Source organism: Akkermansia sp. UBA7090 (genome assembly GCF_002493465.1).
Classification (GTDB): Bacteria; Verrucomicrobiota; Verrucomicrobiia; order Verrucomicrobiales; family Akkermansiaceae; genus Akkermansia; species Akkermansia muciniphila_A.
In genome coordinates, this window is record NZ_DKYW01000004.1 from 47,043 (window position 1) to 69,429 (window position 22,387).

At 57.0% G+C, this 22,387-nt stretch carries 21 protein-coding genes and 1 other RNA gene; 11 read left to right on the forward strand and 11 right to left on the reverse strand.

The window, feature by feature from the left end; genetic code table 11:
* Positions 1 to 138 precede the first annotated feature (138 nt).
* Together B3075_RS01010 and B3075_RS01015 are read left to right on the forward strand one after the other, a co-directional pair.
* Positions 139 to 996, forward strand: coding sequence for a metallophosphoesterase (locus tag B3075_RS01010; RefSeq protein ID WP_290488681.1), 858 nt, complete (start codon positions 139 to 141; stop codon positions 994 to 996).
* Positions 997 to 1,089: 93 nt separating this feature from the next.
* Entirely contained in the window at positions 1,090 to 1,569 is a 480-nt protein-coding gene (locus B3075_RS01015; RefSeq protein ID WP_290488682.1) for a hypothetical protein, read from the forward strand.
* A gap of 273 nt (positions 1,570 to 1,842) precedes the next feature.
* Here B3075_RS01015 and B3075_RS01020 read toward each other — a convergent pair whose 3' ends face one another.
* From B3075_RS01020 to rnpB, 5 genes are all read right to left on the reverse strand, one after another.
* A complete protein-coding gene (locus tag B3075_RS01020) occupies positions 1,843 to 2,733 on the reverse strand; it encodes a hypothetical protein (RefSeq protein ID WP_290488683.1) in 891 nt (296 codons plus the stop codon).
* Positions 2,734 to 2,765: 32 nt separating this feature from the next.
* A complete protein-coding gene (gene aroC / locus B3075_RS01025) occupies positions 2,766 to 3,851 on the reverse strand; it encodes a chorismate synthase (protein WP_290488684.1) in 1,086 nt (361 codons plus the stop codon).
* 130 nt (positions 3,852 to 3,981) lie between these two features.
* Complete coding sequence (locus tag B3075_RS01030; RefSeq protein WP_012420924.1) at positions 3,982 to 4,251, reverse strand: HU family DNA-binding protein; 270 nt, start codon at positions 4,249 to 4,251, stop codon at positions 3,982 to 3,984.
* Between the two features lie 81 nt (positions 4,252 to 4,332).
* Positions 4,333 to 5,610, reverse strand: a complete 1,278-nt coding sequence (gene murA / locus B3075_RS01035; protein ID WP_094137063.1) for a UDP-N-acetylglucosamine 1-carboxyvinyltransferase — start codon at positions 5,608 to 5,610, stop codon at positions 4,333 to 4,335.
* Between the two features lie 140 nt (positions 5,611 to 5,750).
* Positions 5,751 to 6,170: RNase P RNA component class A (rnpB, locus tag B3075_RS01040), an RNA gene on the reverse strand.
* A gap of 357 nt (positions 6,171 to 6,527) precedes the next feature.
* Between rnpB and aroA the strand changes: the two genes are divergently transcribed.
* Positions 6,528 to 7,835 (forward strand): 3-phosphoshikimate 1-carboxyvinyltransferase, encoded by a 1,308-nt coding sequence (gene aroA, locus B3075_RS01045; RefSeq protein ID WP_290488685.1) that lies wholly within the window; start codon positions 6,528 to 6,530, stop codon positions 7,833 to 7,835.
* 84 nt (positions 7,836 to 7,919) lie between these two features.
* Here aroA and B3075_RS01050 read toward each other — a convergent pair whose 3' ends face one another.
* Both B3075_RS01050 and B3075_RS01055 read right to left on the reverse strand, forming a co-directional pair.
* The gene (locus B3075_RS01050; protein WP_290491990.1) at positions 7,920 to 8,273 is read right to left on the reverse strand and encodes a YkgJ family cysteine cluster protein; all 354 of its coding nucleotides are present in this window, start codon (positions 8,271 to 8,273) and stop codon (positions 7,920 to 7,922) included.
* On the reverse strand, positions 8,274 to 9,110 hold the full coding sequence (locus tag B3075_RS01055) for a hypothetical protein (RefSeq protein ID WP_143245698.1): 837 nt from the start codon (positions 9,108 to 9,110) through the stop codon (positions 8,274 to 8,276). It lies immediately after the preceding gene.
* Between the two features lie 127 nt (positions 9,111 to 9,237).
* Here B3075_RS01055 and B3075_RS01060 point away from each other — a divergent pair, with 127 nt between their 5' ends.
* The gene (locus B3075_RS01060; RefSeq protein ID WP_290488687.1) at positions 9,238 to 10,062 is read left to right on the forward strand and encodes a hypothetical protein; all 825 of its coding nucleotides are present in this window, start codon (positions 9,238 to 9,240) and stop codon (positions 10,060 to 10,062) included.
* A 187-nt stretch (positions 10,063 to 10,249) separates the two neighbouring features.
* Here the strand turns inward: B3075_RS01060 and B3075_RS01065 are convergent, their stop codons facing one another.
* Complete coding sequence (locus tag B3075_RS01065; protein ID WP_094137068.1) at positions 10,250 to 11,086, reverse strand: undecaprenyl-diphosphate phosphatase; 837 nt, start codon at positions 11,084 to 11,086, stop codon at positions 10,250 to 10,252.
* 24 nt (positions 11,087 to 11,110) lie between these two features.
* Positions 11,111 to 12,259, reverse strand: a complete 1,149-nt coding sequence (tatC, locus tag B3075_RS01070) for a twin-arginine translocase subunit TatC (protein ID WP_290488688.1) — start codon at positions 12,257 to 12,259, stop codon at positions 11,111 to 11,113.
* A gap of 151 nt (positions 12,260 to 12,410) precedes the next feature.
* Between tatC and gltX the strand changes: the two genes are divergently transcribed.
* The 4 genes from gltX to queC all read left to right on the forward strand — a co-directional run bounded on the left by gltX (position 12,411) and on the right by queC (position 17,506).
* Positions 12,411 to 13,712 carry a glutamate--tRNA ligase gene (gene gltX, locus B3075_RS01075; RefSeq protein WP_094137128.1) on the forward strand — a complete coding sequence of 434 codons (1,302 nt, stop codon included), beginning with the start codon at positions 12,411 to 12,413 and terminating at the stop codon, positions 13,710 to 13,712.
* Positions 13,713 to 13,931: 219 nt separating this feature from the next.
* Positions 13,932 to 16,388, forward strand: a complete 2,457-nt coding sequence (locus tag B3075_RS01080) for a mechanosensitive ion channel domain-containing protein (protein WP_290488689.1) — start codon at positions 13,932 to 13,934, stop codon at positions 16,386 to 16,388.
* A gap of 27 nt (positions 16,389 to 16,415) precedes the next feature.
* Positions 16,416 to 16,826, forward strand: coding sequence for a preQ(1) synthase (gene queF / locus B3075_RS01085; RefSeq protein WP_290488690.1), 411 nt, complete (start codon positions 16,416 to 16,418; stop codon positions 16,824 to 16,826).
* 8 nt (positions 16,827 to 16,834) lie between these two features.
* The gene (queC, locus tag B3075_RS01090; RefSeq protein ID WP_290488691.1) at positions 16,835 to 17,506 is read left to right on the forward strand and encodes a 7-cyano-7-deazaguanine synthase QueC; all 672 of its coding nucleotides are present in this window, start codon (positions 16,835 to 16,837) and stop codon (positions 17,504 to 17,506) included.
* A gap of 63 nt (positions 17,507 to 17,569) precedes the next feature.
* Here queC and tmk read toward each other — a convergent pair whose 3' ends face one another.
* The gene (gene tmk / locus B3075_RS01095) at positions 17,570 to 18,190 is read right to left on the reverse strand and encodes a dTMP kinase (RefSeq protein WP_290488692.1); all 621 of its coding nucleotides are present in this window, start codon (positions 18,188 to 18,190) and stop codon (positions 17,570 to 17,572) included.
* On the reverse strand, positions 18,187 to 19,557 hold the full coding sequence (locus B3075_RS01100) for an MBL fold metallo-hydrolase (RefSeq protein WP_179218515.1): 1,371 nt from the start codon (positions 19,555 to 19,557) through the stop codon (positions 18,187 to 18,189). The genes tmk and B3075_RS01100 overlap by 4 nt, the downstream gene beginning before the upstream one ends.
* A 417-nt stretch (positions 19,558 to 19,974) precedes the next feature.
* Between B3075_RS01100 and B3075_RS01105 the strand changes: the two genes are divergently transcribed.
* The 3 genes from B3075_RS01105 (at position 19,975) to icd (ending at position 22,364) form a co-directional block, all read left to right on the forward strand.
* Entirely contained in the window at positions 19,975 to 20,262 is a 288-nt protein-coding gene (locus B3075_RS01105; protein WP_094137075.1) for a YkvA family protein, read from the forward strand.
* A complete protein-coding gene (locus tag B3075_RS01110; RefSeq protein ID WP_290488695.1) occupies positions 20,243 to 20,977 on the forward strand; it encodes a DUF4230 domain-containing protein in 735 nt (244 codons plus the stop codon). Before B3075_RS01105 ends, B3075_RS01110 begins: the two co-directional genes overlap by 20 nt.
* Before the next feature lie 139 nt (positions 20,978 to 21,116).
* Positions 21,117 to 22,364, forward strand: a complete 1,248-nt coding sequence (gene icd / locus B3075_RS01115) for an NADP-dependent isocitrate dehydrogenase (protein WP_290488697.1) — start codon at positions 21,117 to 21,119, stop codon at positions 22,362 to 22,364.
* Positions 22,365 to 22,387: the final 23 nt, after the last annotated feature.

The following is a 22,387-nucleotide window of genomic DNA, read 5'->3' on the forward strand; positions in this document are numbered from 1 at the left end:
TATGAAGTAGAGCCGCAGTCATCGGACAGCCTCTACCTTGAGCGGGACGGATCATACCAGCAAAATTCCCGATTAGCAAACACGAATGATTGAAAAGCGGGTAAAAGGCCTCATAATCAGTAAGGAGTCCTGCCCTGCATGAAGTCACGCCCACACTGCCCCTTTCTCAACAAATTGGCGATCATCCTTGTCCCAGTATTGATGATCGGCTTCTCCTTATTCATGTGGGCATGGCAGGTGGAACCCAGTCGTGTGGAAACCGTCACGACTGCGATGGAGATGCCTCAGTGGAAGGGAAAAGAAGGCCAGCCCCTCCGCATCGTGATTGCCGGAGATTTTCATCTGCGTCCAAACGGCGGCGATCTGGCCCGCAGGTACATGGAAACAATCATGGAAGCCCGGCCGGATATGATTTTCCTGCTGGGGGATTACGCCAACGGCCACACGCGGGAGAGCAGCATGGCCCCGGAAACGGCCCGGGAATATTTCAAGATGTTGAAAGCGCCTCTCGGCATTTTTGCCGTGCAGGGCAACCATGACCAGTATTACGGCTGGGACTTATGGCGCAACATGTTTGCCGGGCTGGGCATCCTGCCCATGTGGAATGATTCCCTGCTGCTGCACCTTCCCGGAGGGCGGGAGCTGCAGATCTCCTCCGTCAGGGACGACTATCACCAGAGAATCAGGCAGGAGGAATTGCCACTGCGTTTTTCTCCGGATATTCCGCATATCCTTCTTTCACATGTACCCGATATTTTCCCCCTGCTGGCTCCCGGCGTGGCGGACGCCGTCATCAGCGCGCATACCCACGGAGGCCAGATATGCCTTCCCGGAGGCAGGCCCCTGGCAAACATCTCACGAGAGAAGGTCCAATTTTCCTATCCCTGGTCCCAGCTGAACGGAACCCCCTTCCTCATTACCCGAGGTCTGGGATGCAGCGTTCTTCCCCTGCGCTTTTGCTGCCCTCCGGAAATCATCGTGCTGGAAATTCAATAAGAAACAACTATCCGGATAACGCGCCGTCCCCTCATGCTCTTTATCTCTTATTCACATAATATTTACATATTGTTCACATCAATGTGCGCAGCCATGTTTCTGGAATCCTGCTCCACTCCAACTGCGGCTCCGGTACCCGTGGCCGGCTGGTATGAAGGAACCATCTATGAAGACAAGCCTTTCTACATCACTAAAAATGCCGTCAGCTGGACCAGCGGAAGAAAAAAAGCGGATTTTGGCCGCTGGACGGCCGTCAGCGCATATGACTCATCCATACGCATGCAGGCGGAGGGCGGTCGTTTCTGCATTAATCCCGGCTATGGCTGGGACGGCGTCACGTGTAGTTCCACCCCTCCGGATATGCTCCTCCCTTCCCTGTTCCACGACGCCATGCTGCACGCCAAAATGAACGGAGCGCCCATTTCCAGAAGCCAGATTGACCTGGCTTTTTACGATATCATGACCAGCCAAAATGCCCGCTGCAAGGGACTGTACTACCGTTTTGCACGTCTTTTCGGCTGGTGCTTCACCTTTCCGCAGCATCCGAACACATTGATAATCAGAAAAAATTAGTGTAGATATCGGGAAAAATCCCGGAAAACCAGCTGCCCTGAAGGAAGAAAAATTCAACTGTCGTCCAGCTGTTTTGCGTTGACGGAGCAGTTAGTTTAATCAAGCTTCGTTATCAGACCAATCATCAGAACAGGCGCTTTTTCCTAGAAACAAGCCGGAACTCTCTTTTTCCGGTTCGGACACGGGAGGGAAAATAATTCCCTGTTTTTTGGATTACAGGAGGATAAAAGGAACAAATTCATTCCGGCGGAACAGAAAATCCGCGCTTATTCCTCAATTGGCGTGGCTTCGGGAATTATATTCATTCCCGGCTGGGGCCGTCCGGCGAATTTCCGTGACGAAGCCCAGCACACGGTCCACATCCAGTTGGGACAGGACGGAGCGGACATCATGATCTTCCAGAAAGCGGGTCAGCTTGACATCGTTGTAAAGGCCCTGCATATCCCCCTTCTGCACCAGAAGGCGGATGGCGGGGTCTTCGCTCAGGCTTTTCAGGCTTAGCACGCGGCTGGTAATGCGGGAGCGGGGCATGTAGCAGTCCAGCTGGGCGCGCCGCTGGTCAGAAAGCTCCGGCTGGAGCGTCACCAGATAGGCGATCATTTTTGCCAGGGAAAGCCGTTCCGGATCGTGCTCCGGAGATATCTTTTCCAGCCAGCTCAGGCGGGGATTGTCCATGATGGACTTCTTGACGGAATAAATGGCAGGGAGGGAAATGGTGCGGTTGGGGTCCATGTGGTACAGGGCCAGTTCACGGGCGCGGGTCATTTCCGCCATGGAGCCGTAAAAGAAGATGCACATGACTCCCACCCAGCATACGACTGCCGCCATCAGTACCGTTGTGACGATTCCCTTGGCACCCCCGAAACCCATGCGCCTCCCCCAGGAAAAGACGTCGCTGAACCAGAAGAGACCGTGCATAAAGACAAAGAAGACCGCCGCCGCGCCTCCGACGGACAGCACGGTGACCATCCATTCCCGCGGGTCACTGGTGATGAAAGAGAGATAGGTGAAACCATATTTGGATAACCAGAAGTAAGCGGCTACGGAAGAGAGCACTGCCGCGCCGAACAGGAGCATCTTGATCATCCCCTTCAGCATGCCGAGCACAATGAAGCCCAGCAGCAATGCGCCCAGAACCAGGTAAAATGTGAGGGAGGAATCCATGAGTAACGGGAAAGAAGCCGTGAACCCGGTTGTTACAGCGCCCGCTGGCAGCGTTGGCGCAGGTAGTGGTCGCACAGGCAAAGCCAGGCCATGGCTTCCACAATGGGCACGGCGCGCGGCAGCACGCAGGCGTCATGCCGTCCCCTGCCCTTGAGCCGGGCATCTTCCCCATCCCTGTTGACCGTCTGCTGGTCGATCATCAAGGTGGCCGTAGGCTTGAAGCCGATGCGCATCAGAATGTCCTCTCCGTTGGAGATGCCGCCCTGAATACCGCCGGAGTGGTTGGTGGCGGTACGCACCCGGCCGCCCTGCATGTAAAAAGGGTCATTATGTTCCAGGCCGGTCATGTCCGCCGCTTCAAAACCGGAACCCACGGCGAAAGCCTTGGTGGCGGGAATGCTCATCATGGCGTGGGCAAGCGTAGCGTCCAGCTTGTCAAAGACGGGATCCCCCAGGCCGGGAGGACAGCCGCGCACCATGCATTTGACCACGCCGCCCAAGGAATTGCCGGAATCACGGGCTTCCTTGATGGCGGCGATCATGGCTTCCGCCGCAGAGAGATCCGCCGTACGGACGATATTGCTTTCAATGGCTGAAGCCGTCACGGCTCCCCAGTCCACGGAAGCTTTCACATGGTGAACCTGGTCCACCCAGGCCAGAACCTCCATATCGGGAAAAGCCTGCTTCAAGACGGCTTTTGCCACGGCTCCGGCTGCGACGCGGCCGATAGTTTCCCGTGCGGAGGCCCGGCCGCCGCCCGCCCAGGCGCGAATACCGTATTTAGCGTCGTATGTATAATCCGCATGGGAGGGCCGGTACGTGCTGGCCATCTCGTCATAGGCGGAGGATCGGTGGTCCTTGTTCCGGACACTGACGGCTATAGGCGTTCCCAGGGTTTTGCCGTCCAGCACTCCGGAAAGGATTTCCGCGCGGTCCTCTTCCTTGCGGGGGGTTACGATGTCGCTCTGCCCCGGCCTGCGCCGGTCCAGCTCCCGCTGAATGTCTTCTTCCGTCACCGGAATGAGAGACGGACAGCCGTCAATCACCACGCCTACCCCGGTTCCATGGGATTCACCCCAGGTAGAAATCTTGAACACCTGACCAAAGCTGCTGGACATGGCGGCATTCTAGACGGAGGCGTTCATCCGGTCAAGCCGCCGGCATCCGCAGCGGGACATAAAAAACACCCCGGTCCGCAAAGGACGGGGTGCTGAAAGAAAAGTGCTCCTTTAGAAAGCAATTGCCGTCTTAGTCCTTCAAGGCGGAAGAGGCCTTGAAAGCAACCGTCTTGGAGGCGGGGATATTGATCGTGTTGCCGGTCTTCGGGTTACGGCCGGTACGGGCCTCACGGGTCTTGGTAGCAAACGTACCAAAGCCGATGATCTGCACCTTGCCGGATTCTTTCACGCCTTCCTTAATGGATTCCAGCACAGCGGCCAGAGCTTCTTCAGCGTGCTTCTTGGTCGTATCGGCACCCAGCTTGCTTTGAATCAGTTCAATCAGTTGAGCCTTGTTCATAGGACTTCGGTGAATAGCATATGGAACTCTGACAGTAAAGAAAAAATGTGGTGTGATGAAAAATCCGGACTTAAAACAGCGTTAATTGTCATCATCCGGCAATCTTTCCACAGCGGCGCCGATTGCCAGGAGTTTTTCATCAATCATTTCATAGCCCCGGTCAATATGATACAGGCGGTGGATCTCCGTGGTGCCTTCCGCCTTCAGGGCTGCCAGCACCAGGGCGGCGGAAGCCCGCAGGTCGGAGGCCATGACGGGTGCGCCGCTGAGCGTTTCCACCCCGGAGATGACGGCAGTGCCGTTGTCCACCTTGATGTCCGCCCCCATGCGCTTGAGTTCGGAGCAGTGCATGAAACGCTGCGGGAAAATGGTGTCCTTCACCACGGAAATGCCCGGCGTCGTGGCGAAGAGAGCCGTCATCTGAGCCTGCATGTCCGTGGGATAGCCGGGATACGGGGCTGTCTTGATTTCTCCGCATTTGGGAGTTTTCCCGGCAATGATGGTGACCGTATCCCCCCGTTCGTTGAATTCCACGTGGTGGCCGCATTTCCGGAGCAAATCCGTCACCACGGTCATATGTTCCTCGCAGACGCGCCGCAGGGTCACGCCATCCCCCATCATGGCCGCCGCCACCATAAAGGTGCCGGCCTCAATGCGGTCCGGGATAACGGTATGGTTGCAGCCGCGGAGCTTTTCCACTCCCTCAATGACGATCCGGCGCGTTCCCGCACCCTGAATATTGGCGCCCATCTTAATCAGGAAGTTCGCCAGATCCACCACTTCCGGCTCGGAGGCTGCGGATTCAATAACGGTGGTGCCTTTCGCCAATACGGCGGCCATCATTAAATTGTCCGTTCCCAGAACGGTGGGGCCGTGGTCTCCGCGCAAATCCACCGTGGCTCCTTTCAATCCCCCGGGAGCTTCAATAATCAGGTTGCCGCGCTCAATCTGCACCTGCGCTCCCAATGCCTGGATGGCCCTGATATGCAAATCCACAGGACGGTCGCCAATCACACAGCCGCCCGGCAGGGGAATCACGCACCGCTGCATGCGGGCCATCAAAGGCCCCATCAGGCAGATGGAGGCGCGCATCTTGCGCACCTGTTCATAAGCGGCTTCGGAATGCAGGTTCCTGGCCTCCACGCGCACATTGCCGCTGGACCGCTCCACGGAGGCTCCCAGCTGGCCCATGATCTGCACCATGAAATTGGTATCGGAAACATCCGGCACACGGCGCACCACTACAGGCTCATCCGTCAGCAGGGATGCGGCCAAAATAGGCAGGGAAGCATTTTTGGAACCGCTGATATTGACGGCTCCCCTCAGCGTAAAACCTCCATGTACGACAAGCTTCTCCATAGTGGGTGGCAATTAAGTGACGGATTCTACACATTTGACACGCCCATGCAACCCCAAAGAGCCCCCGGAACGGGACAATTTCCAAGTGGTTCTCTTCCCCGGAAAAGAGAGGATGAAAACAGCACGATAAATAAAACAGGAGCCGACCAGGTTCTGTAAGCCAGATTTTGTCCGCCGGCCAGAGCCGGCTGTGCGGTCATTTTTCTCACGCGGACTGCGGTCAGGCGTTCCGCGCGCCCGTTCGTTTTCACGAAACGGATGCGACTAATACCCGGGGATCCGGCGGGCAGGCGACCCTTCCCCTGTTTGTCTTGCATCGCGCGGGGTTTACCATGCCTCCTTGGTCGCCCTCGGAGCGGTGAGCTCTTACCTCCCCTTTTCACCCTTGCCCGGCACGGGGGAGAACCCCATCCGGGCGGTTTGTTTTCTGTGGCACTTTCCGTCCGGGAACCCTTGGGAGATTCCCGTCTCCCGCTTTCACGGGACACGCTGCCTTGTGATGTCCGGACTTTCCTCTACTCCGGTCTGAAGACCGGAACAGCGACCACCCGAACCTGATCGGCAGGGACTACATACGCTTTCATCGGCTCGCGGTAAAGTCCAAAGCGGGCATGAAGAACATTTTGTTTCTTTCTTCCTTCTTCAAGCCAACAGGCGCCCTTTTTCCTGAACAAGGTAAAGCGGCCACAGGACTGCTCCCGTGGCCGCTCCAACTTACTACCTATGAAAACCAGCTTGATCCATTGATCCTGAAAAGCTCTCTCCTTCTTTTCAGGGGGATGCAGCCGATAACGCACATGAATATACGCCACCGTTCCGGAAAATCAACTCCATTCTGGAAAGCCCCCTGATGCGGCCGTCCGCCTCGTAATTGGCTTGATTCGGCAGCCGATACAGGGTAGTTCTTCCGGACGCTCATGAACCTTCATTCCCATTCCATTCCCTCCCTGCAAGGGGTACTGACCGTACCCGGAGACAAAAGCATTTCCCACCGCGCCGCCATTCTGGGTGGCCTGGCGAAAGGAGTGACGGAAGTGGATAATTTCCTATGCAGTGAAGATTGCCTGAATACCCTGCGCGCCATGGAGCAGCTGGGCGCCCAGGTGGATGTGCTGGAAGAACGGCAGGGATATGGCCCAGTACGCTTCCGGATAACGGGCGTCGCCATGAGCCCCAAGGCCCCTGAACGGCCCATTGACTGCGGCAATTCCGGCACGGGCATGAGACTGCTGGCCGGGATGCTGGCCGCCTGCCCCTTTGATTCGGAAATGTTTGGGGACGCCTCCCTGTGTTCCCGCCCCATGGGCCGCATCATGCAGCCGCTGGAACAAATGGGTGCGAGGATTGAGGCCAGGGGGACCAAACCGGGCTGTGCGCCGCTGAGCATTCACGGCGGGCGGGTGCACCCGATTTCCTACACGCTTCCCATGGCAAGCGCCCAGGTAAAAAGCGCCATTCTACTGGCGGGCATGTTTGCGGACGGCGCCACCACCGTGCGCCAGCCGGCCGTCACCCGCGACCACACGGAACGCCTGTTCCGTCATTTCGGCATTCCCTGCACCGTGGACGGCCTGACCGTCGGAACCTGCGGGCCGGTTCTCCCCGTCGCCCATGATTTGACAGTCCCGGCAGATATTTCCTCCGCAGCTTTCTGGATGGTGGCCGCCGCCGGCCGGCCGGGCTCCCGCCTGACGTTGCGCCAGGTGGGGCTGAACAAGACGCGGAACGCCGTCATCAGCGCGCTGCAAAGGATGGGCGCACGAATGGACATTGTGACCACTTCTCCGGCAGATGCCGGCGAACCGTACGGAGATATTACCGTGTACGGCTCGGATTCCCTGCACGGCACCAGCCTCCTCCCGGAAGAAATCCCCAATCTCATTGACGAGATACCCATCCTGGCCGTAGCGGGAGCCCTGGGCCGGGGAGACTTCATCGTCCGAAACGCCCGCGAATTGCGCGTCAAGGAAACGGACCGCATCGCCACCACGGCGGCCAACCTCCGGCTCATGGGCGTGGATGTGGAAGAATTTGACGACGGCATGGTTGTTCACGGCGGCACCCCCCTGAAAGGAACGGAATTATCCAGTTATGGGGACCACCGCATCGCCATGAGTTTCCTGGTGGCCGGGTTCAGCGCACAGGGAGAAACCGTGGTGACGGATACGGAATGCATCAATACGTCCTATCCCGGTTTTGAACGGGATCTGGCTCAGTTCCTGTAAAAAACGCAACATTCCAGCCGGATTTTACCCTGTTCATGGAGTAATGCCGGAACAGGAAAAGAATCTTGCGGCATTCCGGCAGCGTTATACTTTCCCTTCCTCCCCCACTTCTCTGGCGCGGCATAAATCCCGCCAGCCGGGAAAATTCCATTTGTTGGGAAAATCCCGGCACTGGCGGGGTTTAACGGGATTGATCCGGCAGCCGTCTTTCGTCAGCATCATGCAGGCTCCGTCCTCCGCGTCCCTGATGGACAATCCGCGCCGGTTGGCTCTCAACCGGCAGCATGTGTCAATAAAATCCTGTTCGTCCATGTGCAGGAAACGGGAAATCTCGCGGATTTCATCCGCTTCAATGCACACATCCCCGGCCCAGCGGCAGCATGCGCCGCATCTGGTGCATTCATACCGCACCGCTTTTCCTCCGTCCTCCATACGCATTTAAGTGAAAATTCCGCTGATGACGCCTATGTTCATATGGGCATCCCTCCATCGCGGGCTATTGACGGCATGTTCAAAATCCTGCGGCAATTTCCCGATGGAGCCGGGAGCCTGCTCCAGCCCCGCCAGAATCTGCCTGATTCTGGAACGCGCAATGAGCGTAGGCTGATTGGTCCACTGGAAAACCTCGCTGTCAATGATATAGCCTTCATCAATCCTGGTAATGTACTGGGGAAAGCGAAGATGCGGGTTCTGCTCCACATAAACGCAGCGGCCTATCGAACGCTTGGAGCGGAAAGGATGGAAAAAGCGCCGGATGCTTTTAATCCAGTCAGGCGCTTCCGACAAACCTTCCGCATGCACCCACATGGTAGCCAGCTGCTCCACGGGATAAAAGTAGGAATATGTATAGGCGGCCTTGTAACGCGTGCAACCGCGCCATGCATGGCGCAGGCGCACCATATCCGCCTGGCCGGAAATCAGCAGCTCCAAGGCCCGTTTCAACTGCTTTTCCAGATTTTCCCCGCGCAGATGCTCCCAGATCATGCAATCATCCTCCGCCAGCAGCACATAATCCGTATCAAGAGCGTTGACCGCCGTATGGAGAGCCCCTATAAAACCGCCTTCCACCGGAGAGGCCACCGCGGAAAGGCCATGGGAAAGGGCCGTCTCCCGCACCTTGGCGGCGCTTTCCGGAAAAACGGCGCAAGCTTTGTCAAAATAGCCAAGCAGCCCGGACCTGCCATAGGAAGCCAGAGTCATGGCCAGCGTATAAGGGGCGTTATCACACAGCAGGGCCAAGCCGACTGTTTTATCTTGAAAGAGAATTCCCATCACGTAGAGCGTTTTTGCAGTCTAAGACAACAGGAAGCACGTTTCCAAGCAAAATAATTTTAAACAAATGTACTTTTTCCTTGCCGCTTTTCAGGCGAAGGGAAAATATAATTCACCCCGTTTCGTCATCATGAAAGCATACGTTATCTTAAAAAACTCACTGCTGGCGGCCGCTATCGGCTGTGCTTTGTCCAGCTGCTACGATCCTTATTATGACCATTTCAGCGTGTCAGGCTCCTACAGCAGCGGCGGTTCCAGCGTATCGTACATGTATGACAGCTCCGGCTATCCTATTTACGGATATTATGGAGGAAGGCCCATCTATGCCTATGACACGTTCGGAAGCCCCATTTACTCCATCAACCTGATTCGTCCGAATTATTATATCCCCACGTGGGGGCCGGCTCCTTATTACCGCGGGCATTATGTCCGTCCCCACCATTGCCGGCCCATGGCAAGACCGCCGATGAAACCCCAGTTCAGGCCCGACCACTTCCGTCCGGGAAACAACAGGCCGGCCCCACACCCCGTACGGCCCAATCAGCGGCCGAACGTCGGAAAACCCGGCAATTCTCATCGGCCTCCGGTACACCATCCGGGAATCAACCAGCCCGGACGGCCTTCGCGCCCTTCCGCCAATCATCCTTCCCGTCCCGGCGGCTCGAATCGTCCCGGCATCAGCCGCCCGGAAGTCAATCGTCCCTCCAGACCGGATTTCGGACGTCCCAGCCGACCTTCCTCCCCGCCGGCTTCAAGGCCTTCCTCCCACAATCCGGGACATTCCGGCGTCAACCGTCCCGGCAGGCCCTCTTCCGTTTCCAGGCCTTCTTCCCCGCCCCATTCCGTCAACGCACCTGGCAGGCCGTCCTCCCGCCCTTCATCTGCGCCATCCCGTCCGTCTCCTTCTCCTAAACCTTCCAATCCCGGGCATTCCCACGGAACGCACAGAAGATAAGCTTTCCTGAACTGCCATTCATTGCAGGGCTGTGTTGCTCCGGGGATGCAAGATAGCCCTGCGTTATGGTTTCGTCCAGACAGCGGTCATTCTTCTCCGGGATTGTTCCAGACCCGTTTCCTTGTGGGGGGATCCGCCTTGCCTGGGAAGAAGCGTTTTCCGGCATTCAAACGCCGGAAAACGTCTTTCAATGCACCAGCCCCATAGACAGAAGGACCAGGGTCACAATGCCAATGGCGATACGGTACCAGCCGAATATGGAAAAACTGTGCCTTTGCAGATAGGATACCATCCATTTTACAGCCAGCCATGCGGAAAGCCAGCTGACCGCCGTTCCCACGGCCAAAGCTTCCCAGCCGAAAGATTCAAGCATCAGCGCACCGTCCTTATACGCATCATGGACCGTGGCTGCGCCCAGGGTTATCAATCCCAGCAAAAAGCTGAACTCCACGGCCGCCTCCACGCTCAACCCCACGAACATGCCTCCCAGCATGGTCATCAGGCTCCGGCTGGTGCCGGGGATCATGGCCACGCACTGGAGCGCGCCCACCGTCAGCGCTTTGGCCGGCGTCAGGCTTTCAATGGAAGCGCCGGAGTTCCCTTCATTGGAACGGCCCTCCCTGGCGCGCCAGGCGCAATACGCCAGAATAACGCCTCCCCCCACGATCCATGAATAAGCCACCGTGTACGTATTGAACAGATACTCCTTGATCAGGGAGGCGCAGCACAGGCCCACCACGGCGGCCGGAAGAAAGGCCAAAATAATGTTGACCAGCAGTTTCAGCCCGGCGGGGTTCTTGCCGCGCACGCCCTGCGCCATGGTTTTTACCCGGGGAAAATACAGGCTCAGCACCGCCAGGATGGCTCCCCCCTGGATGCAGACGGCCAGGGCGTCCAGGGCTTCCTTGCTCTGAGACATGTTCAACAGGGATTCCGTCAGGAGCAGATGCCCCGTGGAGCTGACCGGCAAGTATTCGGTCAGGCCTTCCACAATACCCAGAATAATAATTTCCAGAAGATTCATAATGTTGATGCGTGTTGGATGTAGTTACTGGTTGTAGGGAGAATTGTTGTTGTTGAAATCTTCTTCAAACCGGGCGATTTCCTCCCGGGTGCGCGCGGCCTCCTTGCGTTCATGCATCCAGGCGAGAATGATGCATATTTCATACAGCGCATACATGGGAACGGCCATCAGCATCATGGTGGCCACGTCCGGCGTAGGGGTGATGATCGCAGCCAGGATAGCGATAGCCACAATGGCATAGCGTCTCGTGGACTTCATCATATCATAGGTCAGCACTCCCAGCTTGACGAAGGGCATCACCACCACAGGCAGTTCAAAAGCCAGGCCGAACATCAAAATCATCTGCGTGGCAAAGGACAGATAATAACCGATGCGCCATTCATTGGAAATGCCGAATTCCAGGGAATAAGTGTAGAAAAACGCCAGTACCCGCGGAAGCACAATGAAATAACAAAACAGCGTCCCGGCCAGGAACAGGCCGAAACCGACAGCCATGCACTTATACAACAGGTGGCGTTCATGTTCCAGCAATCCCGGAATGATGAATTGAAGCAGGAAGTACAGCAGAAGGGGGAAAGAAATCACCACTCCGGCATACAGGGAAAGCTTGATGGTCAGCATGAACGCCTCCCCAGGCTGGAACGCGCTCATCATCTTGAGGGCCCCCCGCCCCGTTCCGTCCGCCAGAACGGCTCCTTGGGCATACAGGGCTTCCGCCAGATCCCGCACGGACGCGGAAGGGCTTCCTTCCCTGATGAAAATCTGTTTTCTGTCCTCCGGCAGCGGCTGCGCGCCGCGAAGCACCAGGACCGCCTCCGTCAAATCTGCCTGGGACGGGGAAACCTGGCGGAGAAACAATTCCCGCTGGGAAGCTCCCAGGCCCGTCATGGCCGTTGCCATTTCCTTGGCCTTGCCCCAGGCCTCCAGGCCAATCCCTGCCGGAAGATGGGATTCCTCAAACATATCCCACACCTGGTTGACGGGGCGTCTCAGGATATCCATCAGATTGGACGCAAACCCGGCACACAGAATCGTGCTGACGGTCAGGCACAGCGCCATCCTCAGCAGCATGGTCCGCAGGTCGTCCAGATGCTCCAGAAAGGGCTTTTCCTCATCTTCCCTCTTAATCTGCCACTTCTCCCGCAGACGGAATATGTGTTTTAAAAAGAACACGGCGTTAAATGAAGCCTAAAAACCCTCTCCAGGCAAGCCGCAAGGCCGACAACGTCCTAAAAAATCCACTGCCTCCGCACCCCCGTTTTTTGGCATGCACCCCCTGTATCTGCTTGACGCGGGCAGACAGGCCCTTACTCTCTTACCCATCATGAGTCACGTCAGAACAAGATTCGCACCTTCCCCCACGGGCTACCTTCACATTGGGGGCGCCCGCACCGCCCTGTTCAACTGGCTGTTCGCCCGCAAGATGGGGGGGACCTTCATCCTCCGCATTGAAGATACGGACAACGCCCGCAACACGGAGGAGGCTACCCGCGCAATCTTCACCGGGATGGAATGGCTGGGGCTGGACTGGGATGAGGGCCCCATGAAAGGCGGCGATTGCGGCCCCTATTTCCAAAGCCAGCGCAACGACATTTACGACGCCTACTTCAAGAAGCTTCAGGACGCCGGCCGCGTGTACGAAGACGGCGGAGCCTGGCGTTTCCGCTTTGACCGCTCCAAACCCGTCACCTTCCATGACCTGATTTGCGGAGACATCACCATCGACTACCGGGACGCTTCCAACACGCCGGACATGGCTATCCGCCGTGCGGACGGTTCCTACATCTTCCACTTTGTCAACGTGGTGGACGATATTGAGATGAAAATGACCCACGTCATCCGCGGGGAAGACCACATCATGAACACGCCCAAGCACATCCAGCTGTTTGAGGCTTTCGGCGTCACACCCCCGGTTTTCGCCCACATGCCGCTGATTTTGAACCAGGACGGCTCCAAAATGTCCAAGCGCGACGTGGGCGCCGCCCTGGGAACTTACCCGGAAGAAGGCTTTCTGCCGGAAGGCGTCATGAACTTCCTGGCCCTGCTGGGCTGGTCCCCCAAGGACGATACGGAAATCTTCTCCCCGCAGGAGCTGATCGAACGCTTCTCTCTGGAAGCCGTCAACCACTCCGCAGCCAAATTTGACATCACCAAATGCCGCTGGGTCAACCAGCAGCATATCATCGCCCTGCCTGCGGAAGAATTCGCTCTCCGGGCACGGCCTTTCTGTCTGAAATCCGGTTTGCCGGATTCCCCGATTCTGGACGCCGCCATCGCCACCGTGCAAACGAAAGTGCAGACCCTGGCGGAAGTTCCGGATAAAATCCGCTTCTTTTTTGACCTGGACATGGATCCGGAAGCTGTCTCCAAGGTTCAGCCGGAAGCGCTGGAACTGCTTTCCAAACTGGCGGACAGGCTGGAACAGGAACCGGAATGGGACGGACATGAACTCATCGGCGTGCTGAAAGCCTTTGCCAAGGAAAACGGCGTCAAAATGGGAGCCGTGATGTTCCCTGCCCGGGTGGCTCTCACCGGGTTAAGCGGCGGCCCGGATCTTTCCTCCGTCTTTTCCCTGCTGGGTCGGGAGGAAACCGTAAAGAGAATCCGCTCCTTTTCTCTGAACTGATTCCCGCAGGAATCAGCTTTCTCTTCAAACGCTCCGGAGAATTTCCGGAGCGTTTCCTGTTTACAAAGGGGCATTCCCCGGGAATTTGGAAAATGCCCCGCCCTTTCCATACGGCTTGCTCTGAAAAAACGGGCTTCTCCTTGTGAAGCTCCCTTCCGTCAGCAGGAGAATATATAACCTTGACCGTAATGCCCGCAGCCCCTAGAACAGGGACCATTCATGAGCATCCCTGATTACCGGATCTTTTTCCGCCGCTGCGCCGCCTTTTTTCTGGCGGGGTTTCTGGCCTCAGGCTCTGTGTTCGCACAGCAGACGGAACCGCCTTCCGCCGCCCCGGAACAGGTGAAGGAAGCCAGGACGGAACAGCCCCAGGCGCAGCCGGACCAATCGGAAATGGATGCGGTTATCATGGCCCTGTGCCATGAAATCACCATCCTGAAAAAGAATGAGGAAAAAAGGATGGCCGTCCGGGAAGTGCTCGTGAAGAACGCGGACGCCACCTACAATTATTTTGACACCAGGGTATATGAAATGTCCGCCGTGCTTTACGCCCTGGACGATCAAAAAATCTTTACGCTGGCTTTTTACTGCAAGGCAGCCACCAGGCTGGTGGAAATGTATTACGCCCAAAAACCGGACTTCCAGGAACAGGAGGAGCGGCTGGGCAAGGAAATAGAACGCATTAAAAAACTGGCTGAATCCCTGGAGGAAGTCGACACGGCCAACCTGTCGGAACCATCCCTGGTGCAAAGGGACGAAGCTCTGTATGCCTGCCAGGAACTGGAAAAATCCCTTCAGGAAGAAAAGGAGCAGTTCATTTACCTTAAGGAACTTTTCAATAATCTGAACAGGAAGATAGACACGCTGAACTATGAAAGCGCCCAAATGTTCACCTCCCTGTTCAACAGGATATTTTACACTCCGTCCCATGCGGCCAGGTATATCTTTCTCAAGCCGCTCAAGACGTATGAAATATGCATGAGCGTATGGGAAACATCCGCGGACAGCAAGCTCCAGCTTCCATCAGACTCGGAAACGCTCAAACACTACGGCCTTATCCTGCTGGGCATCATCCTGTGCTCCTACTGCCTTGCCCGCTTCATCGTCTTCCTGGGCTTCAAAAAAACGCTGAAAAAGACGGGCAACTACAACAAGCGTCATGCGTTCACCAACGTCACCACCATTCTTATCGTGGCGCTGATCCTCGTCATTGCCTCACTGCGCACGCCGAACTACCTGCTGGAGAGCGCGGCTTCCCTGGGCGCGGAATTCCTTCTGCTGGTCAGCGCCATCCTGTTCTCCCTGGTCACGCGCCTCCCCTACGGCACCATTAACTCCGGCATCCGCATCTACATGCCCTACCTTCTTCTGGGCGGATTCTTCATGCTTCTGCGCATGTTCATGGCCCCCAACATTATCGTGGATATTTCCATGCCCATCCTGTTCACGCTGGTTTCCCTCTTCTCCCTGCTGACCTGGGTGCGGCAGCGGCACAAGCTGCCCCGGCTGGACCGTTTCTTCTCCACCGTATCTTTGGTGTTTACTATCCTGGGCAGCGTTCTGTGCTGGACTGGATTCAGTTTCATGGCCTTCCTGGTCCTGATGACCTGGATCATGCTGATGACCAGCATCCTGTTGCTGGTGGGCCTGTGGGATCTGCTCCACCACTATGAAAAACGCCGGAAGGAACGGAACAAGCGGGTCATCCTGTGGTTCCGCCCTTTCGTCTCCAAGCTGGCGCTTCCCTGCCTGACCATCTTCCTCATCCTGTTCAGCCTCATCTGGCCCGCCGCCACCTTCGACATGGGGGACCTCATCATCAATAAAATTTTCGCCGCCACGGAAATCAAGGATCTGTTCACTTTCAGCTGGAGCAGCGTCATCACGGTCATCCTGATTGCCATTGTTCTCAACTACCTGATATTCCTGGGGAAAAATACGCTGCACGAAGTCTATGGAGAAGATTATGAAGTAGGCATCATCCCCACCTTCGTGACGCTCTCCTCCCTTTTTCTCTGGGGGCTCTTCGTTTTTACGGCGCTCATCATCATGAACGCCAATTACAACGGGCTGCTAATGGTCATGGGAGGCTTGAGCATGGGCATCGGCTTTGCCCTGAAAGACACCATTGAGAATATCATCTGCGGCCTCTCCCTGATGCTGGGGCGCCTGCGCCAGGGCGACATGATTGAATGCGACGGCTACCGGGGCCGCGTCTCCTCCCTGGGCTACCGCTCCACCATGATCGAGACGCTGGACGGCTCTATCATCGCCTTCCAGAACTCCCAGCTCTTCAACAAGAACTTCCGCAACATGACCCGCAACCATAAATTCGAATGCGTGAAGGTGGAAGTGGGCATTTCCTACGGAACGGACGTGGAAAGGGCGCGTAAAATCATTCTGGAAACGCTGGCTTCCCTGCCCTTCCTTTCCAAGGTCAAAAAAACCAGCGTGGTGCTGGACAATTTCGGAGACAGTGCCGTCAATCTGGGCGTATGGGTCTGGGTTCCCGTCATGACAAAATCCTCCAGTCTTTCCTCCGTGCGGGAACACATCTATAATGCGTTCAACGAACACGGCATTTCCATTCCGTTCCCTCAACAGGACCTGTACGTGAAAGAATTCCCCGGCGAAGAACCCGTCCTGGAAAAAGGCGCCCCCGTCCAGGGGGCCTGAACCATCCATTACCATACTACATCAACCATGTCCGACGACCATCTGACTCTATTAGGCTCTCAAAGCTCCTTCTTCACCAGCCCTGACGACGCCAGGCTGGAATCCTTCCCCAACCGCGGCACGCGTCCCTACACCATCACGCTGGATACCCATGAATTTTCCTCCCTCTGCCCCGTTACCGGGCAACCGGATTCCTGCCGCCTGACGATCACCTACGTTCCCGCGGAAAAGTGCGTGGAAACCAAATCCCTCAAATACTATCTGGCCTCCTACCGCAACTACCCGGCTTTCAACGAACAAATCGTCAACCGCATCACGGATGATCTGGTGGCCGCCATTTCCCCGCGGTGGCTGAAGGTGGAAGGACGTTTCTCCCCCCGCGGCGGCATCCAGCTGACCGCAACAGCCGAACACAATCCGGAAAACCGCCCTCTTTAATCCAGACCATGGACAAGATGGAAACAGCCGTACTGCTCAGCGGCGGACTGGACTCCAGCGTAGCCCTGCACTGGGCGCACAGGAACCACCGCGTCCGGGTGGCCCTCAGCTTTGACTATGCCTCCAACCACGCGGAACGGGAACTGGAATGCGCTGCCTGGCAAGCCGCCAGCCTGGGCATAGAGCACCGCGTGATTGACATCTCCTCCATCTCCGCCCATTTGAAATCCGCCCTTCTCTCCGGCGCGGACGATATTCCGGACGGTTCCTATGATGAAGAACTGATGAAACAGACCGTCGTCCCCTTCCGCAACGGCATCTTCCTGTCCATCGCCGCCGGGGTTGCGGAAAGCTGCGGAGCGCAGCAGCTCGTCATTGCGGCCCATTCCGGTGACCATAGCATCTATCCGGACTGCCGGGAGGAATTCATGGCCGCCATGACGCAGGCCATTCGCCTGGGAACCTACGCCGGTCTGGGCATCCTGCGCCCTTTCATCCACATGTCCAAGGGCGGCATCGCCGCCATGGGCCAGGATTTGGGCGTGGACTTTTCCCGCACCTACTCCTGCTACAAGGGCGGAGCCGTCCACTGCGGCGTCTGTTCCACCTGCATGGAACGCCGGGAAGCCTTCAGGGAAGCCGGGATTCCAGATCCAACGGCTTATGCGCCTGCGAAATAGCGGTTAAATGCCAGTAATGACCCGCCAAGGGAAAATCCCCGGCCTCCGGCCGGAGGGATGCGCCTATGCTTCAATGACATCGGGAAAACGCGCGGCAAGAGACCTCCGCACTCTTGCCGCCACTTCTTCCTCTCCGGCGTCCGCTTCTACGCGGAGCATCCAGGGAGCATGGACGGAAGCAAACACGCTGCGGCAGGCCGCCAGACCCTCTTCCGTCTCAAAAGCGTCGCGTTCCCCGCGGTTTCCGATGCGTTCCAACGCCGCGGAAACGGGAATATCCAGCCAGACCACGGCATCCGGCACCGGGGCAAACTCTTCATTGGCGGCACGGATGGCCTGCGGGTCTATGCCGCGCGCGCCCTGGTAAGCCATCATGGAAAGATAGTAGCGATCCAGCAGAACCCATGCCCCCCGTGCCAATGCGGGAGCAATCAGCGTCCTTACATGTTCCCTCCTGTCTTTCAGGAACAGGGCCACTTCCTCCTCTGCGGAAAGGCGTCCGGTCACGGCGGAATCCCGGAGCATCCGGCCCCACCGGCCGCGCGTGGGCTCAAAACTCTGCACCACTTCCAGACCCTGCCCTTCCAGATACTTCCGCAAGTGGCCGATGTGGGTGGACTTGCCCGTGCCGTCAATGCCTTCAAAGACGACCAGCCTCCCCTTTCTTTCTCCTGTAAAACTCATGGCTCAAAAGTGTAGCGGCGCCCCGGCTCAGGAACGACGATAGTGGAATCCGGCATTTTTGCGGATAACGTATGGCGCATCCACTCCACGGCATCCGGGTCCCCGTGCACCAGAACCACCTGCCTGGGATTCAGCTTCACGGCATAATTGACCAGGGCATCCCGGGTGGCATGCCCGGAAAAATCAAAACAGTCCACGGTGCACTTGCGGCGCACCGGCTGCCCCTTGGGCCGCATTTTCACCAGTTCCCCTTCAGGCGTTGCCTTCAACAGGCCCGCGGGAGAATCAGGATCCGCATATCCTACGAACAAAATAGCATTCTTCTCCTGGGGAAGAACCTGTTCCGCCATAACGTTGGAAAGCGTGTTTTCCGTCATCATGCCGCTGGACACCACGTAAATATTCCCCGGTGAACACACCAGCGGAGCTTTTCCCTTGCGCGGAAGGGGCACGGTCTGAATCTCCTCCTTCAGTTTAAATTCATGGTCATGCCTGCGCGTTGACCCGGCAAAACGGTCGTACAACAGGGAAACTTTCGCGCTCAGACCGCCGAAGTACACGGGAGTATTGGCGGGAATCACCCCCATCTGCTTGAAACGGTGGATATTGAACAGCATCTCCTGGCTCTTGCCGATGGCGAATACCGGAATCAGTACGGCACCGCCGCGCTCCAGCGTCTCCGCAATCGCTTTCCCGAACCTCACCATCTCTTCCGGCCTGGAATAGTGGGCGCTGCGCTGGAAACCACCGCGCGTGCACTCCATCACCAGCGTATCTACGCCGGATTCCGGAAAATCAGCCCCGGGAATCATGCTCTGGTCCTCAAACTGCACGTCCCCCGTGTAAAATACGGTATGGCCGCTCTCGCTCTCCAGCATCACGCCGGCAGACCCCAGGATGTGCCCGGCATCATAAAACGTGGCCAGCACGTTCTGACGAAAGCCCACGCGGAACACTTCGTTGCAGGATTTGGCATTCCAGGCGTCGCTCAATCTGTCCAGATCGTTATGGGTGAAAAAAGGATACTCCACAATGCCCAGGTCCAGCCTCTTGGCGCTCATCACATTCACGGAATTGTGCAGCATCACTTCAGACAGGGCTGCCGCGGCGGGCGTCATGAACACCTCCGCCGCAGGCTGTTTCTCCTGAAGCACGGGCAGCGTCCCCAGATGGTCCAGGTGGGAATGGCTTAAAAAAACGGCTTCCACGGAATTAGGTTCCAGGGAATCAAAGTCCGGCATGGCCGCCTTCCCCTCCTTCTTGGGGTGCATCCCGCTGTCAAGCACGATCCTGGTGCCGTCCATCTCAAGCAAATAGCAATTGGCCCCAATTTCCTCGGCTCCGCTGATATTGGTGAAACTGATCATTATATGCCGCAGGAGAGTACCCCGTGCCTCCCGCCGTGTCAATGCCGCAAGCCCGGGCATTCCTCTTCCGGGAAAGGAATGTGGGCAGATGGGGAAGACGCTATCTTCTACCCTGCGGAACGTTGTCGCGGCTGGTGGGAACAGGCTCGGAAAACGGCAGGGACAAGACAAATGTTCCGGTTTCTTCCGCGCTTTCCGGCACCTGTCCTGTCCTCTTCCCTTCCTCTTGCCGATGACAATGCCGGGAAAAGGGATACCCGCACAGCGCAATCGCCGCAAACGCTGCATCCTCTTAAAGCGTAAGAAAACACACACCCGAAGGAAGCCGGTAATTGCTCTGGACGCGGCCGGGGGCGCATGAGATAATAACGGAAGAGTTACCCTTCCATTTACGGCAAATTCCCCCCCAGCAGCCCCATGAAAAACAGGTTTCCCATTCCACCCAACGGCTCCAGGCAGCAACTCCTGGTCAGAGCCGTCAATTACTTCCGCAGCCGGGAAGGAGAACCGCGCCTTTTCACCAAACGCAAGATTGTTCTCCTCATCCTGACCGCTCTCTACGCTTTTTCCCCCATTGACCTGATTCCGGATTTCATTCCCGGATTTGGACAAATAGACGACCTGACCGTCATTGCTTTCACTTTCCTGGCCCTGTTCATGCCTCCCATCAGGGAAGATGGCTCCCATGAAGATCCGGAACCCTGAATTCCGCTACGCGCAACATCTCATGAGCGGTTCCTCCACCACCTTTTTCCATTCCCCCGCTGTCGTCGCCCTGGCCAGGGGAGCCGTTCTGATCGGTGTGCTGGCCGTATTGTTCTGGGGGGTGCGCTCCTGCATCACCGCCCCGGCGGAAAAGCCGATGGCTGTAGCGGAAAAACTGATTGAAGCCGGCAGGGAAATGGGCCTTACCCTGATCAATAAGGGATTCTCATCCAACCACGGCAGCGTGGCCCTGGTGGTGCAGAAGGATGAAAAAGTCGCCAATCTGGTTACCGTGGAACGGACTTTTGAATATGAATACCGTTATTCCACCACCTGGTGGTGGAGCAGAAAAACGCTGGTTCTGAAAGCGGCCTACCGCGCCCACGGAGGCATCAACCTAGAAGGGCCCGAACCTCTTCGGATTATCATTCCCGCAGACAACAAAAACTCCATTACGGCGGAGGGCCTTCATGGAACGCTGATTTCCTGCGAGATGGTGGAGGGTTCCCTGCGCATCGTGAAGGACGACGCCGGCATCTGGAACAGGCTGACTTCCGAAGATGCCGCCATTGCCGTCAACCAACTGAACGAAAACGCCCGGAAGCACATCATGGAGAGCGGCCTGAAACATCAGGCAGAAGAAAATTTCCTCAAACGCCTCCGGGAAGAAGCCGGTCAGCCGGAACAGCCGTCCGGGAAGGACCGCTGGTTTTGACACGCCCATGCGGGGGAGATAGGGAAAACATTTCCAATCCAGTTGCTGCACAAGCCTGCAAAACCCCATGAAACACAATCCCCCATTCCGCTCTTTTATCTTGCCAAACCGGGCTGTGTCCTATAAAGGAACGCACGTCATGGCCAATTTAACATTCACCCCTCCCGCAGACGGTGCAGCCGTCACCATGCAGAACGGCAGGCTTTGCGTTCCGAACAGACCCGTCATTCCTTTCATCATTGGTGACGGAACCGGTCCTGAAATATGGGCGGCGGCTTCCCGCGTCATTGATGCAGCCGTAGCCAAGGCCTATCAGGGCAGGCGTTCCATCGCGTGGTATGAAGTTTTTGCCGGGCAGAAGTCTTTTGATAATCTGAGCACCTGGCTTCCGAATGAGACGGTGGAAGCTTTCCGCAAGTACCTCATCGGCATCAAGGGCCCCCTCACCACCCCAGTGGGCGGAGGCATCCGCAGCCTGAACGTCACGCTGCGGCAGGATCTGGACCTGTTTGTCTGCCTGCGTCCCGTGCGCTATTTCAACGGCATTGAAACTCCCGTCAAGGCTCCGGAAAAAGTGGACATGGTTGTTTTCCGTGAAAATACGGAAGACATCTACGCCGGGATCGAATTCAAGGAAGGCACGGAGGACGCCAAGCTGTTTTTTGATACCATGAGCCGCATTTTCCCGGACCGCATGAAAAAGGTGCGTTTCCCGGAAAGCTCCGGCTTCGGCATCAAGCCCGTTTCCCGTGAAGGCACGGAGCGCCTGGTGCGCGCCGCCATTGACTATGCCGTGAACAACGGAAGGAAGAGCGTCACGCTGGTGCACAAGGGCAACATCATGAAGTTCACGGAAGGCGGCTTCCGTGACTGGGGATACGATGTCGCGCGGCGCGAATACGGCGCCATCCCCATCGGGGACGGCCCCTGGCTGAAACTTCCCAACGGTATCGTCATCAAGGATTGCATTGCGGACGCCTTCCTTCAGGAAATTCTGCTCCACCCGGAAAACTTCGACGTGGTAGCCACGCTGAATCTGAACGGAGATTACATATCCGACGCCCTGGCGGCGCAGGTAGGCGGCATCGGCATCGCTCCCGGAGGCAACATCAACTACCTGACGGGGCATTCCATTTTTGAAGCTACGCACGGCACCGGTCCAAAACTGGCCGGACTAAACAAGGCCAACCCCAGCTCCGTCATCCTGTCCGCGGAGATGATGTTGCGCTACATGGGCTGGACGGAAGCCGCCGACCTGCTGATTCAGGCCATCGACCGGGTAATTTCCGAAAAAACGGTCACGTTCGACCTTGCGGAAATGATTCCCGGTTCCACGGAACTTACCTGCTCCGCCTACGGGGACAAGCTGGTGGAAGCCCTGAGCTGACCTTTTTCCCAAACCTCTTTCAT

Coding starts and splice junctions, on each gene's coding strand:
- B3075_RS01010 (WP_290488681.1), top strand. CDS start 139: ATGAAGTCACGCCCACACTGCCCCTTTCTCAACAAATTGGCGATCATC.
- B3075_RS01015 (WP_290488682.1), top strand. CDS start 1,090: ATGTTTCTGGAATCCTGCTCCACTCCAACTGCGGCTCCGGTACCCGTG.
- B3075_RS01020 (WP_290488683.1), bottom strand. CDS start 2,733: ATGGATTCCTCCCTCACATTTTACCTGGTTCTGGGCGCATTGCTGCTG.
- aroC (WP_290488684.1), bottom strand. CDS start 3,851: ATGTCCAGCAGCTTTGGTCAGGTGTTCAAGATTTCTACCTGGGGTGAA.
- B3075_RS01030 (WP_012420924.1), bottom strand. CDS start 4,251: ATGAACAAGGCTCAACTGATTGAACTGATTCAAAGCAAGCTGGGTGCC.
- murA (WP_094137063.1), bottom strand. CDS start 5,610: ATGGAGAAGCTTGTCGTACATGGAGGTTTTACGCTGAGGGGAGCCGTC.
- aroA (WP_290488685.1), top strand. CDS start 6,528: ATGAACCTTCATTCCCATTCCATTCCCTCCCTGCAAGGGGTACTGACC.
- B3075_RS01050 (WP_290491990.1), bottom strand. CDS start 8,273: ATGCGTATGGAGGACGGAGGAAAAGCGGTGCGGTATGAATGCACCAGA.
- B3075_RS01060 (WP_290488687.1), top strand. CDS start 9,238: ATGAAAGCATACGTTATCTTAAAAAACTCACTGCTGGCGGCCGCTATC.
- B3075_RS01065 (WP_094137068.1), bottom strand. CDS start 11,086: ATGAATCTTCTGGAAATTATTATTCTGGGTATTGTGGAAGGCCTGACC.
- gltX (WP_094137128.1), top strand. CDS start 12,411: ATGAGTCACGTCAGAACAAGATTCGCACCTTCCCCCACGGGCTACCTT.
- B3075_RS01080 (WP_290488689.1), top strand. CDS start 13,932: ATGAGCATCCCTGATTACCGGATCTTTTTCCGCCGCTGCGCCGCCTTT.
- queF (WP_290488690.1), top strand. CDS start 16,416: ATGTCCGACGACCATCTGACTCTATTAGGCTCTCAAAGCTCCTTCTTC.
- queC (WP_290488691.1), top strand. CDS start 16,835: ATGGACAAGATGGAAACAGCCGTACTGCTCAGCGGCGGACTGGACTCC.
- tmk (WP_290488692.1), bottom strand. CDS start 18,190: ATGAGTTTTACAGGAGAAAGAAAGGGGAGGCTGGTCGTCTTTGAAGGC.
- B3075_RS01100 (WP_179218515.1), bottom strand. CDS start 19,557: ATGATCAGTTTCACCAATATCAGCGGAGCCGAGGAAATTGGGGCCAAT.
- B3075_RS01105 (WP_094137075.1), top strand. CDS start 19,975: ATGAAAAACAGGTTTCCCATTCCACCCAACGGCTCCAGGCAGCAACTC.
- B3075_RS01110 (WP_290488695.1), top strand. CDS start 20,243: ATGAAGATCCGGAACCCTGAATTCCGCTACGCGCAACATCTCATGAGC.
- icd (WP_290488697.1), top strand. CDS start 21,117: ATGGCCAATTTAACATTCACCCCTCCCGCAGACGGTGCAGCCGTCACC.